At 43.0% G+C, this 12,482-nt stretch carries 12 protein-coding genes; 10 read left to right on the top strand and 2 right to left on the bottom strand.

The features are described from left to right. Positions 1-13: 13 nt before the first annotated feature. From OU792_RS01890 to OU792_RS01860, 7 genes are all read left to right on the top strand, one after another. A complete protein-coding gene (locus OU792_RS01890; RefSeq protein ID WP_026947962.1) occupies positions 14-586 on the top strand; it encodes an adenylate kinase in 573 nt (190 codons plus the stop codon). Positions 587-655: 69 nt separating this feature from the next. Then, positions 656-1,651: a GTPase ObgE gene (gene obgE / locus OU792_RS01885; RefSeq protein ID WP_026947963.1), complete on the top strand. Its 996-nt coding sequence runs from the start codon at positions 656-658 to the stop codon at positions 1,649-1,651. A gap of 77 nt (positions 1,652-1,728) precedes the next feature. Further along, complete coding sequence (locus OU792_RS01880) at positions 1,729-2,307, top strand: nucleotide exchange factor GrpE (protein ID WP_274669313.1); 579 nt, start codon at positions 1,729-1,731, stop codon at positions 2,305-2,307. 5 nt (positions 2,308-2,312) lie between these two features. Beyond that, complete coding sequence (gene dnaJ / locus OU792_RS01875; RefSeq protein ID WP_274669312.1) at positions 2,313-3,422, top strand: molecular chaperone DnaJ; 1,110 nt, start codon at positions 2,313-2,315, stop codon at positions 3,420-3,422. A gap of 80 nt (positions 3,423-3,502) precedes the next feature. Continuing rightward, the gene (locus OU792_RS01870) at positions 3,503-4,390 is read left to right on the top strand and encodes a hypothetical protein (protein WP_274669311.1); all 888 of its coding nucleotides are present in this window, start codon (positions 3,503-3,505) and stop codon (positions 4,388-4,390) included. 7 nt (positions 4,391-4,397) lie between these two features. Further along, complete coding sequence (locus tag OU792_RS01865; RefSeq protein WP_274669310.1) at positions 4,398-5,291, top strand: ABC transporter ATP-binding protein; 894 nt, start codon at positions 4,398-4,400, stop codon at positions 5,289-5,291. Continuing rightward, positions 5,284-6,591, top strand: coding sequence for an ABC transporter permease (locus OU792_RS01860; RefSeq protein WP_274669309.1), 1,308 nt, complete (start codon positions 5,284-5,286; stop codon positions 6,589-6,591). The genes OU792_RS01865 and OU792_RS01860 overlap by 8 nt, the downstream gene beginning before the upstream one ends. 103 nt (positions 6,592-6,694) lie before the next feature. Here the strand turns inward: OU792_RS01860 and OU792_RS01855 are convergent, their stop codons facing one another. After that, a complete protein-coding gene (locus OU792_RS01855; protein ID WP_274669308.1) occupies positions 6,695-7,165 on the bottom strand; it encodes a Dps family protein in 471 nt (156 codons plus the stop codon). Positions 7,166-7,312: 147 nt separating this feature from the next. Between OU792_RS01855 and OU792_RS01850 the strand changes: the two genes are divergently transcribed. From OU792_RS01850 to OU792_RS01840, 3 genes are all read left to right on the top strand, one after another. Then, the gene (locus OU792_RS01850) at positions 7,313-8,548 is read left to right on the top strand and encodes a sensor histidine kinase (protein ID WP_026947970.1); all 1,236 of its coding nucleotides are present in this window, start codon (positions 7,313-7,315) and stop codon (positions 8,546-8,548) included. 177 nt (positions 8,549-8,725) lie between these two features. Next, entirely contained in the window at positions 8,726-10,306 is a 1,581-nt protein-coding gene (locus OU792_RS01845; protein ID WP_024284623.1) for a peptide chain release factor 3, read from the top strand. A 182-nt stretch (positions 10,307-10,488) separates the two neighbouring features. Then, positions 10,489-11,646: an ATP-binding protein gene (locus OU792_RS01840; protein ID WP_274669307.1), complete on the top strand. Its 1,158-nt coding sequence runs from the start codon at positions 10,489-10,491 to the stop codon at positions 11,644-11,646. 280 nt (positions 11,647-11,926) lie between these two features. Here the strand turns inward: OU792_RS01840 and OU792_RS01835 are convergent. Continuing rightward, on the bottom strand, positions 11,927-12,482 hold a 556-nt coding region (locus tag OU792_RS01835; protein ID WP_274669306.1), incomplete at its 5' end, for a BF3164 family lipoprotein.

Genomic DNA, 12,482 nt, shown 5'->3' with positions numbered 1-12,482 from the left:
TAAAGAATAAAGGATGCGTAATATCGTCTTGTTTGGCCCTCCGGGAGCGGGAAAAGGTACTCAAAGTGAAAAAATCATCGAGAAATACGGTCTCACCCACCTTTCTACTGGGGACCTTTTTCGTAAGCATCTTGGCGAAGGCACAGAGCTAGGTAATCTTGCCAAAAAATATATGAATGAGGGAAGATTGGTGCCGGATGAGGTGGTCATCGGAATGGTGGAAGAGAAGATTGCATCTACCCAAGATACCAAAGGGTTCATTTTTGATGGATTTCCTCGGACTACTGCTCAAGCAGAAGCACTTGATGATATGCTAGCCAAACATGGGATGAAAATCGACGGAATGATTGCGCTTGAGGTACCTGAGGATGTTTTAAAAGCTCGAATCAAAGAAAGAGGAAAAACTTCCGGAAGAGTAGACGATCAGGATGATCAGAAAATCCAAACCAGAATAAAAGTTTACCTAGATGAGACACTTCCAGTTGCTTCTTACTATCAAAATCAGGACAAACTTACCAATATCAATGGAGTAGGGGCAATTGATAGCATCTTTGGTCAGATCAGTGAAGTGATTGACAGCTATTAAGTTCCTGATATTCCTTACCTTTGTGAATCTAACAAGCTAAGCCATCAGCTTAGCTTTTTTATTTCTATTATGGCAGAGTCCAATTTCATCGATTACGTAAAGTTTTGCTCACGATCAGGGGCTGGTGGGGCAGGCTCCATGCATTTCCGAAGGGAAAAGCATGTGCCCAAAGGAGGACCTGACGGTGGAGATGGTGGTAGAGGGGGGCATATCATCCTTCGGGGGAATACCCAAATGTGGACACTTCTACATTTGAAATATAAAAAACATGTAATAGCTGAATCCGGAAAGTCTGGAGAAGGTGGACGAAGGACAGGAGCAGACGGAAAAGATGTCATCTTAGAAGTGCCGCTCGGTACAGTAGCCAAAGATGCCGAGACAGGTGAAAAGCGATTTGAAATAACGGAAGATGGGCAAGAGGTAGTCCTGACCAAAGGAGGAAGAGGTGGATTGGGCAATCATCATTTCAAGTCTTCAACTAATCAAGCTCCTCACTACGCCCAACCTGGTGAGGAGGGAATAGAGGAGTGGATTATTCTTGAGCTTAAGCTTTTGGCAGATGTGGGGCTTGTTGGCTTTCCCAATGCCGGCAAGTCTACCTTACTTTCGGCTGTTTCTGCCGCCAAACCTGAAATTGGGGATTATCCTTTCACGACTTTGGTCCCAAATCTCGGTGTGGTATCCTATCGTGATGACCGATCCTTTGTGATGGCAGATATTCCTGGAATCATCGAAGGTGCCGCAGATGGCAAAGGATTGGGGATTAGATTTTTAAGGCATATTGAGCGAAATTCCATTCTACTTTTTGTTATTCCTGCTGATGCAGATCAGATCAAAAAAGAATACCAGATTCTTTTGGGAGAATTAGAAAAATATAATCCCGAATTGCTGGACAAAAAGCGTCTGCTGGCAATCTCCAAATCCGACTTATTAGATGAGGAATTGATGCAGGAAATGCAGGCTGAAATTCCCGAGGGAATACCTGCAGTATTCATTTCCTCCGTGACCCAAACCAACCTTGACCGACTCAAAGACATGATTTGGCAGGCCATTCATGCAGAATGATGTGTCAGATTGTCAGAATTGAGGTGATGGCAAGCATATTGATGCTAGAGGGAGATTGAACTTTAGTTTGAATTCAAATGAAAAAAAATAAAGAAGAAGTGAGCGAGCAAGCAAACGAGGAGGTTCTTGATCAAAAAGAACAGATGCAAGACGATAAAGAAGTAACTCAAGAGGAACCGGTAAAGGAGCCCGAAAGCAACTTGGATCCTTTGGCCAAAATGCAGGGTGAACTTGCAGAGATGAAGGATAAATATCTACGGCTTTATTCAGATTTTGAGAATTTTAGAAAGCGAAACGCCAAAGAGCGCCTTGATTTGATCAAGACTGCTTCAGAAGAGGTGATCCGGGATCTTATTCCGGTGGTGGATGATTTTGAGCGAGCATTCAAAGCCTCTGAAAATGAATCCGATGCGGGAAAGGTGAGAGAAGGTAATCATTTGATTTTTCAAAAATTTGTAAAGGTCCTGGAGTCCAAGGGCTTGAAAGTCATGGAGGATCAAATTGGTCATCCATTCGATGCAGAAACACAGGAAGCCATTACGCAAATACCAGCGCCAAGTGAAGAAATGAAAGGTAAAGTGATTGACGTGGTGGAGAAGGGATATACCTTAGGTGATAAGGTAGTTCGATACGCGAAGGTGGTAACAGGAGCATAAAAATCATGGCAAAAAGAGACTATTACGAAATATTGGGGGTCAGTAAATCCGCATCAGCGGATGAGATCAAAAAGGCATATAGAAAATTGGCCATCCAATATCATCCAGATAAAAATCCAGACAATCCTGAAGCTGAAGAAAAATTCAAGGAAGCAGCGGAAGCCTACGAGGTATTGAGCAATCCTGAAAAGCGTCAACGCTACGACCAATTTGGTCACCAAGGACTTGGTGGAAATGGTGGATTCGGCGGTGGCGGAATGAATATGGAAGATATTTTCTCCCAGTTTGGAGACATCTTCGGCGGTGGAGGATTTGGTTCTTTCTTCGGCGGAGGGGGCGGTGGTGGCCGACGTACCAAGAAAGGTACCAATCTACGTGTCAAGCTGAAATTGAACCTGCAGGAAATCGCCAATGGTGTAGAAAAGAAAATCAAGGTGAAACGTCATGTAGTCGCACCTGGAGTTACTTTCAAGTCTTGTTCTACTTGCCAAGGAACAGGTCAGATCAAAAAGGTGGTCAACACCATGTTGGGCCAAATGGTCTCTGCCAGCACTTGTGGAGTTTGTGGAGGAAGTGGTCAGATTGTTGATAAAAAACCCGCTGAGGCTGACGCTAGAGGATTGATCGTCAAGGAAGAAGTGATTTCTATCAATATCCCTGGCGGTGTGGCAGAAGGGATGCAGCTCAGCATGTCCACAAAAGGAAATGAAATTCCGGGAGGAATCCCTGGAGATCTGTTGATTGTCATCGAGGAGATTGAGGACAAGGTATTGCAGCGAGATGGCAATAATGTCATCTTCGACCTGTATGTTTCATTTGTAGATGCAACCTTGGGAGCATCAGTAGAAGTACCGACTATCGACGGTCGGGTGAAGATTAAGGTCGAGCCAGGTACACAAAGTGGTAAGATGCTGCGATTGAAAGGAAAAGGGATCAAAGATATCAATGGCTATTCTCGAGGAGATCAATTGATCATGGTCAATGTTTGGACTCCAACCCAACTTACAAAGGAGGAGCGGCAGACCTTGGAAGCCTTGCGAGAGTCTCCCAACTTCAAGCCGGCCCCGGGTAATTCGGAAAAGTCATTTTTCGATAAGATGAAAGAGTTTTTCTAAAATTTAAGAAGCCAGATGCAATTCTGGCTTTTTTTATATTTTTAAAAACCTTTTCAAAGTTCAGCTCGTAACCTATCCGTATGCTTCAAAAATTCTGTCTGCTTCTTATTGGAATCATCAGTGGGATAGGCGTAAGCAAGGCACAATTGGTCAAGGAGTTTAGGACTCCCGAGAAAGAAGGCTTTGAAATGGTGCAGCTTGATTTTTCTTCATACAAAAGCACCACTCACCTTAAACGATCCCGATCCACCGAACCCGTGCAAATTCACGGGCATTTGGATAATGTGAATATTCTACCGGTTTTTGATCATTGGATTGCTGATCGGATCTTGCGCGCGGAACTCAGTCATAAAAATATCCAATCTGATAATCTAGGAAGAAGCCTCACTTCTAAGATTTTTTCTACTTCAAAGGACGATTTTGGACATTCTTGGGATATAGGACTAGGATCTAATTACCTGTATCATCTGAATTTTAATTTAGGTGTCGGTATGGCAGAAATTGATTTGGCAAATCTACCGGTCAGTCAACTCAAGGTGCAAAGTGCCAGTGCAGACGTCCTCATTCATTATAGTGACCGAGAGCCCAATCGTATTTTGATGGATACCCTGTTGGTAACTTTAAATATGGGGACGGTTGATATCCGTGACGCCAACTTTTCGAATGCGGATAAAATGATTTTTGAGGTGAATTATGGTAAAATAAACCTAAATTTCAGTGATGGTATGGCTTCCAAATGCCAAGTGATTGCTGCTGTAGGCGCCGGTTCGCTATACCTCAAGATTCCTTCGGAAAATTATCCAGTCAGGATCAAAATGAAAACAACGGCTATGTGCCGGACCTCCCTGCCAAAATACCTCCGACAAATAGATAGTGAAACCTACGTGACCAGAGGCTTTTCGGCTGATGATCCAAAGTTGATGGATCTGACCATAGACGTTGGTGTAGGTTCGCTCAAAGTCGAATAAAACCACCATGCTTGAAATAAAACAACTAAATAAAACCTACGGGAAAAACCGCGCCCTGACAGACGTGGATCTCCATGTTCCCAAAGGGGTGATTTTTGGATTACTTGGTCCAAATGGCGCCGGTAAGTCGACCCTGATCCGAATCATCAACCAAATCATCGATGCCGACTCTGGTGAGATCCATATCAATGGTAAAAAACTCGCTCCAGATCATATTTCTCAAATAGGCTATCTCCCAGAAGAGCGTGGTCTTTACAAGAAAATGAAGGTTTGGGATCAGATGCTGTATTTTGCTCAACTGAAAGGGATGAGCAAAGCAGAGTCCAAATCAAGAATCAATACTTGGCTTGGGAAAATGGACATGCTCAGTTGGAGAGAAAAAAAGGTCGAGGACCTTTCCAAAGGGATGGCTCAGAAGGTTCAGTTCATTTCTACTATTCTTCATGAACCGGCATTATTGATCTTGGATGAGCCGTTTTCTGGGTTTGATCCGGTCAATGCGGAGATTATCAAGGATGAGATTTTGGAGCTGAAGGAGAAGGGCACCACGGTCATACTCAGTACGCACCGAATGGAGTCCGTGGAGCTGCTTTGTGATCAGGTGGCGATGATAAACAAATCCCGTAAGATCCTCGACGGAAGTATCCGAGAGGTAAAGTCAAGTTATCGCCCAAATATTTTTCATGTCACTTTGGAAGATCTCCAAGCTCCTCTACCTTCCGCTTGGAAAGCTGTAGTGGATGGAGGGCTTTGGCATTTCTCTCTAGCCTTGGAGGGCAAAACCCCAAATGAATTGCTAGCAGAACTCATGCAGATGGGGCAAGTGGCCAGATTTCAAGAAAAGATTCCAAGTATGGAAGAGATTTTTATCCACCAAGTAAAGAATAGGGATTATGAATAAAATTTGGTTAGTCATTCAGCGCGAGTACTTATCTCGAGTGAAGAAAAAATCATTTTTGCTAGCCACGCTCCTGACTCCATTAATCTTTCCTGCGATAATGGGGATATTTATTTGGATAGCTGTGGAGGAAAAGGAAAATCAATCCCTTCGGATCATCGAAGTGGTAGATGAAAACAATCTCTTCTTCATGGAAAGCTCAGATCAATACGCTTTTTCTTTTTCAGACAGAAATGTGGAGGAAGCAAAGGAGCTAGTTCAAAAAGGAGACCGCTATGGTTTTTTATTGATTCCAAAAATTGACTTGGAAAATCCTCAGGGTATCACCTACTACGGGGAAGAAAATCCAAATATGAATTTGATTTCCTATTTGGAGAGCAGTCTTCGCAAAAAAATTGAAGATCAGCGCCTCTATGACTCGGGGATAGACCCCCAAATCCTTTCAGAAATCCGTACTTCCGTCGATGTGACGGCAATTACTCTCGATGAAGAAGGAGGCGAGCGGGTGTCGGATGCCACCGTCAACTATGCTATCGGGTTTCTTGCTGGTATTTTGATCTACATGTTCATTTTCATCTACGGCAATCAAATCATGCAAGGGGTGATTGAGGAAAAGTCCAGTCGAATCGTGGAAATCCTCGTCTCTTCGCTGAAGCCTTTTCAGTTGATGATGGGTAAAATCGTTGGAATTGCAGGAGTTGGCTTGACCCAACTGCTGATATGGATTGTCTTAATTGGGACGCTGACCACCGTGGTGACAGGGTTTTTGGGAATGCAGATGCCCCAGCAGCAAGCCCTGGAAATGGCTCAGGCAGACATGGGTGAAGCTGTACCAGATGGAGAACTGGGTGAAATATTAGCGGTAATTCAAGGAATTGATTTCGTTACCCTAGTAGGCACTTTCGTATTCTATTTTCTTGGAGGCTATTTACTTTATGGTGCCTTGTTCGCTGGGATAGGTTCTGCAGTGGATGCACCTTCAGATGCGCAGCAATTTATGCTGCCGGTGACTATTCCATTGATAGTAGCTTACATGGGATTGTTTGTGTTTGTGCTTCAAGATCCGAATAGTACCACCTCTTTTTGGCTGTCAATTGTGCCACTTACCTCTCCAATCGCTATGATGGGTAGGATCAGCTACGGGGTTCCATTCTGGGAGCTTTTGCTTTCGATGGGATTATTGGTTTTGGGCTTTTTGGCCACCACTTGGTTGGCAGGAAAAATCTATCGGATCGGAATTCTGATGCATGGCACCAAGCCCGGTTACAAGACCCTTTGGAAATGGATCAAGACCAGTAATTGAGAATAAAAAATAAAGTCAAGAGCTGAGAAACAAGAGTCAAGAGAAAAGAAGCTAGAGTTTTCAAAAAAAAATCCCGACTAGGAATGGTCGGGATTTTTGATGACTATCTAAGGTATGCTGAGAGCATCCAGACTACCTTTTCTTTTGCTGTGATGTAATCACTCATCAAGGTCACTGTACCTTCGTCACCCTGGGCTGCTGCAGCTTCCAAAGCTTCCCGCTCAATTTCCAAAAGCGTATTGATGTTATCTCGTGTGATTTCAACCATTTGCTTAGAGTCTGACACTTTCATTGCCTCCTTGATGGAGGAGTTTTCGATGTATTCGCCGTACGAAGAGAAAGGTCTAGCACCCAATGTTAAAATCCGTTCTGCTACTTCATCTACACTTTCATTTGCGGTTGTGTACAATTCCTCGAATTTCGCATGAAGCTCAAAGAAATTAGGTCCGCTAACGTTCCAATGGAAGTTTCTCAAGTTTTGATAGTAGATCTGATAGTTGGCTAATAAGGTGTTGAGCTTATCCACCAAAATCGCGGTATCTTTTACCTCTAATCCTATGTCGTTCGTTTTCATATTGTTTGTTTATTTTTGTCTTTGATTTAATACTTTAAATTTACTAAAAATTACCCTCTGATACCAACTGATAATTTCTATAGCTATCATATACTTTCTATCGAATCTGAGAGTTAATAGTTAAAATATATCAGCAAGAGTCTCCCGATGAAAAACCGTTTTCAGGATCTTACTTCCATAGATTTTTACCAAAACCGACGACAGGTGAAGTGGCTGGTAGTCGCCCTGTCTATTTTGATAGGAGCAGGGTCCATCTGGTATACAAATCGTTTGGTGGAGGAGTTGAAAGCTCGGGAGCGAAGACAAATTGAATTGCTATCCAGTGCTTTGGAGTATGCGGCAAGCAATGCGGATAACCTCTCCTTTATCAATCAAGAGATCATTCAGCAAAATTACTCCATTCCGATCATCATGGTGGATGCAAGTGGAGCTCCATTGGAGTTTCGAAATATTCCCTTTCGGAAAAATGCTTCCTCCCAAGACTCGACTAAGATCCTTGCCGAGGAGCTGGAAGAGATGAAGGCGGAATATGAGCCCATATTGCTGCGGGAAGCAGATATTCAGATCTTTTATCGCAATTCGGAGCTACTCACCAATCTTCGCTATTATCCTTACGTTCAGCTGGCCGTGATCTTGATTTTTGGGGTATTGGCTTATGCACTGTTCAATCAAAGCAAAATTGCAGAGCAAAACCGGGTTTGGGCGGGCCTGACCAAAGAAACTGCCCACCAACTAGGAACGCCCATTGCTTCACTCATGGCCTGGATTGACTATCTGCGAAATTCGCCTGTGTGGGAAGAAAACAAGGAAATCATCACGGAAATGGACAAGGACGTGGTGAAGCTTCGTATGGTCACGGAGCGGTTCAGCAGTATCGGCAGCAAGCCGGTCATCCAATCCGAAAACCTCTATCAAGCCATTGAGGAGACGATCAACTATCTCCGACCTCGAATTTCCACGAAAGTGGATCTCATCATCAATGCAGACTCGCAAAATCTCGATGCCATGATGAATAAGCCTCTCTTCGAATGGGTTATCGAAAATATCTGCAAAAATGCCGTGGATGCCATGAAAGGAAAGGGGCGGATTGAGATCGATATCCTCCAGGATAGTGACAAATTCGTGATCGTGGATATTAGCGATACCGGAAAGGGGATCGAAAAGCGCAATTTTAAAAAAGTATTCAACCCAGGATTCTCTACCAGGCAGCGGGGCTGGGGACTGGGCTTGACGCTGGCAAAGCGCATCATCGAAGGCTATCATGGTGGAAGAATTTTTGTCAAAACTTCCGAAATCGGAAATGGTACCACTTTTCGCATCATCCTGCATAGTACCATTGAGGGGGCAGAGCAGTTTGTGACAGAGGGGATTTTGGAATATTGAGGAAATACGAGTTTAGAAATACGAGGTACGTGCTTATTAGAAGCATTAAAGCCAATCCCAATTTGTTAGAACTGGCTAAATACCAAAAAAGGCCTCGTAATTCGTCATTCGTATTTCGTAATTAAAAAAGTCCTAAAGGCTTTTTTAATTACCTTTGCCCCCTGAAATTTACAATCCATGAGTTTGAAAGACGAAATCAAAAAGCGCCGAACATTTGCCATCATTGCTCACCCGGATGCCGGAAAGACCACTTTGACTGAGAAGCTACTCCTTTTCGGTGGAGCAATCAATACGGCAGGCGCCGTCAAATCCAACAAAATCGATACGGCTACCAAATCTGACTGGATGGAAATCGAGAAGCAGCGAGGTATCTCGGTCGCGACTTCTGTCATGGGTTTCGAATACAAAGACATTAAAATCAATCTTCTGGACACGCCGGGTCACCAGGACTTTGCCGAAGACACCTATCGGACCTTGACTGCCGTGGACTCCGTGATTATGGTTATCGACTGTGTGAAAGGGGTGGAGATTCAGACTGAAAAGCTCATGGAGGTCTGCCGAATGCGGAATACGCCGGTGATCTGTTTTATCAACAAGCTGGACCGGGAGGGTAGAGACCCTTATGACTTGCTTGATGAGGTGGAGGAAAAACTCAATATCAAAGTCAGGCCTCTTTCTTGGCCTATTGGAATGGGTAAAAGCTTCAAGGGAGTTTATAATTTGTATGAGAAAAAACTGAACCTATTCACTCCTTCCCAGCGCAAGCTCAGTGATGATCGACAGGTCTTTGAAAACTTGGAAGATGGATCATTGGATCGCTTGATTGGGAACAGCCTCGCAGATCAGCTTCGCGAAGATGTGGAACTCATCGAGGGAGTCTATCCTGATTTTGATCCCAAGGAGTACTTGGAAGGAAAGGTGGCACCGGTATTTTTTGGATCAGCGGTCAACAATTTCGGGGTGAATGAAATGCTGGACACGTTTATCAAAATCGCTCCTGCACCTAAAAGCCGACAAACCGATGTCCGTGAAGTGACTCCGGATGAATCCAAGTTTTCGGGGTTTGTTTTTAAGATCCACGCCAATATGGATCCCAATCACCGAAATAGAATTGCTTTCTTACGGATTTGCTCAGGAAAATTTGAAAGAAACAAGCCTTACAACCATGTTCGTGGCCCAAAGCCGCTACGATTTTCCAACGTGACCCAGTTTATGGCACAGGATAAAGAGATCATCGATGAGGCTTTCCCGGGAGATATTGTAGGATTGTATGACACGGGAAATCTGAAGATCGGGGATACGATCACAGATGGAGAGGATTTGACTTTTACAGGAATCCCGAGCTTCTCTCCGGAGATTTTCCGCGAAGTGGTCAACAAGGATGCGATGAAGACCAAGCAGTTGGAAAAAGGCCTGAAGCAACTGATGGAAGAAGGAGTAGCGCAGCTATTTACCTTCGATATGGGGTCTCGAAAGGTGATCGGTACGGTGGGTCAGCTTCAGTTTGAGGTGATTCAGTTCCGATTGAAAAACGAATATAACGCCACCGTGGAATTCCATCCGATGAATCTATACAAGGCATGTTGGATCAGCAGCAAGGATAAGAAGCAATTGGATGAATTTGTCCGATCCAAAAACCGCCACATCGCACATGATAAGGATGGCAAGCTAGTCTTTATGGCCGAGTCCAAAGCCTGGCTTCAAATGGTTCAGGACAATTATCCCGAGATTGAATTCCATTTTACTTCGGAGTTCTAGTACCACAACCCTCCATGTTTTGAAAACCTGGAGGGTTTTTTAGCACTTGGTAGTCTAGATTCTCCGGAATCGAGATGGCAGATTAATTGACTGCTGCTTTCGGAAAATTAGTTTAAAGTATCTTTTCATAGAAAAGTGGAAAAATTTGGAATCAGATTCCGAATTTTTCCATATTTTTAACCATGATTTATCGGAAAGCTTCTGAAAAGTTACTGGAACTGGCCACTTATTTTAAGGTGGTTGCAGTCGTCGGCCCTCGTCAATCCGGTAAGACTACACTTGTTCGTTCGATTTTCCCTCACAAGCCTTACATTTCATTAGAAGATCCGGATCGGAGAAGATATGCAATAGAAGATCCTCGTGGCTTTTTGGGAGATTTTCCAGAGGGTGCTATTCTTGATGAAGTACAACGAACCCCTGAATTATTCTCCTACCTCCAAGGGATAGTTGATGACAAGCCCACTACGGGTCAATTTATCTTGACCGGTTCCAATAACTTTCTTTTGCAGCAATCGATCACCCAGAGTTTGGCAGGAAGGGTGGGTTATTTGCAGTTACTCCCATTCCAATTAGCAGAAATTTATTCAAAGGAACAGGAGGTGCCGGATGAAGACTCTTTGATGTTAAAAGGTGGATTTCCACCGATTTATCAGCCTGGGATTCCCACGCACCTTTGGTATCCCAATTATTTACGAACCTATATTGAACGAGATGTTCGTCAAGTGAAAAATATTTCAGACTTGATCGTTTTCGAAAGATTTATCCGACTTCTGGCTGGGCGAGTGGGTCAAGAGTTGAATCTATCATCCTTAGGAAATGAGGTCGGCGTAGATAGCAAAACCATACAATCCTGGGTTGGAATTCTAGAGAGTAGTTTTTTGATTTACTTGTTGCGTCCCCATTTTCAAAATTTCAATAAAATTATCGTCAAACGTCCCAAGCTCTATTTTCTGGATACTGGCTTGGTGAGCTTTTTACTGGGGATTGAGCGTAAAGACCAATTAAAAACCCACCCGTTGAGAGGTGCACTTTTTGAAAATCTAATCGTGACCGAATTAATCAAGCAGCGAACGCATCAAGCACAAGAAATCAATTTGTTTTTCTGGAGGGATAAGACCGGGCATGAGATTGATGTGCTGATCGATGAAGGTGTGGACTTGATTCCCATCGAAATTAAATCTGGAAAAACCATTAATTCGGATTACTTCAAAAACCTGAAATTTTGGATGAAACTCAGCGGACAAAAAAAAGGGATGGTTTTGTATTGTGGAGAGCAATCTCAATCCCGAAGTGATGGAGTTAAGGTTCTAAACTGGAAAGGATATTTCTACAGTGATTAAGAAATTGGGTCTTTATGGCCGAATCCAAAGCCTGGCTGCAAATGGTTCAGGACAATTATCCTGAGATGGAGTTTCACTTTACTTCGGAGTTTTAATAATGGAAAAACCTTCAGATTTGTTTTTCTGAAGGTTTTTTTTGTTGCTTTTGAAACGACTCTGTGTACAGCTTTTCATTTTCCTTATCTGATGCTTAGCCGTTTTCTTTGACGTATTAAAAACCCATCATACTGAAATTGATGATACTAAAAACTTCAATTCACAAATTGAATTCCGATTAAATCTAATTCAGTGAAAATTTAAGAAGCTGGGGATCCGCTGAGTCAACAAAGCCAACTAGAATATCATCTGTGATATCGACAGCTAATTTTGAAATTGGTTTATCTAGTGAAATAATCTTCTTTGGCTTTCCATCCCAATCATAAACCATTACTAATTCGCTCTCTCTTGAATCCTCGAGCGTATTCGACTTGCCTGAAAAGAGTATATAAATAAAGCTCTCTGAAACCGCAACATCAAGACAACCAAATTTATTCCCTTCCTTCATTACGGCACTTATAACGTTGCCTGTGGTACCTTGAAAATCAGGAGCCCAATGATGGATTTGATTTATGAGTTTGAGTTCATTGCTCTCATTCATCGTAAGAATATCAAATGAAAATGCAAAAAGGGTTGTAGAAACAAATTTATTTTGATGTGGGTGTTTAAGGAGTTTTCCTTGATAAGCCATCGCAAGAGTTTGATAGTTTATATTTTGTTCATTTTCATTTTTGGGAAAACCTATCGTTGATTCCATAGCTTCGTTTGTACCCGATTTTTGAGTTGCATATCTCCCTTCA

It is taken from the genome of Algoriphagus sp. NF, assembly GCF_028823735.1.
Taxonomy (GTDB): Bacteria; Bacteroidota; Bacteroidia; order Cytophagales; family Cyclobacteriaceae; genus Algoriphagus; species Algoriphagus marincola.
This window is presented reverse-complemented; position numbering and strand designations above follow the sequence as displayed.

What these genes read in the sequence shown, in the direction of transcription:
- dnaJ (WP_274669312.1), top strand. Translation starts at nt 2,313, where the DNA reads ATGGCAAAAAGAGACTATTACGAAATATTGGGGGTCAGTAAATCCGCA.
- OU792_RS01865 (WP_274669310.1), top strand. Translation starts at nt 4,398, where the DNA reads ATGCTTGAAATAAAACAACTAAATAAAACCTACGGGAAAAACCGCGCC.
- OU792_RS01890 (WP_026947962.1), top strand. Translation starts at nt 14, where the DNA reads ATGCGTAATATCGTCTTGTTTGGCCCTCCGGGAGCGGGAAAAGGTACT.
- OU792_RS01855 (WP_274669308.1), bottom strand. Translation starts at nt 7,165, where the DNA reads ATGAAAACGAACGACATAGGATTAGAGGTAAAAGATACCGCGATTTTG.
- OU792_RS01860 (WP_274669309.1), top strand. Translation starts at nt 5,284, where the DNA reads ATGAATAAAATTTGGTTAGTCATTCAGCGCGAGTACTTATCTCGAGTG.
- OU792_RS01840 (WP_274669307.1), top strand. Translation starts at nt 10,489, where the DNA reads ATGATTTATCGGAAAGCTTCTGAAAAGTTACTGGAACTGGCCACTTAT.
- OU792_RS01870 (WP_274669311.1), top strand. Translation starts at nt 3,503, where the DNA reads ATGCTTCAAAAATTCTGTCTGCTTCTTATTGGAATCATCAGTGGGATA.
- OU792_RS01880 (WP_274669313.1), top strand. Translation starts at nt 1,729, where the DNA reads ATGAAAAAAAATAAAGAAGAAGTGAGCGAGCAAGCAAACGAGGAGGTT.
- obgE (WP_026947963.1), top strand. Translation starts at nt 656, where the DNA reads ATGGCAGAGTCCAATTTCATCGATTACGTAAAGTTTTGCTCACGATCA.
- OU792_RS01845 (WP_024284623.1), top strand. Translation starts at nt 8,726, where the DNA reads ATGAGTTTGAAAGACGAAATCAAAAAGCGCCGAACATTTGCCATCATT.
- OU792_RS01850 (WP_026947970.1), top strand. Translation starts at nt 7,313, where the DNA reads ATGAAAAACCGTTTTCAGGATCTTACTTCCATAGATTTTTACCAAAAC.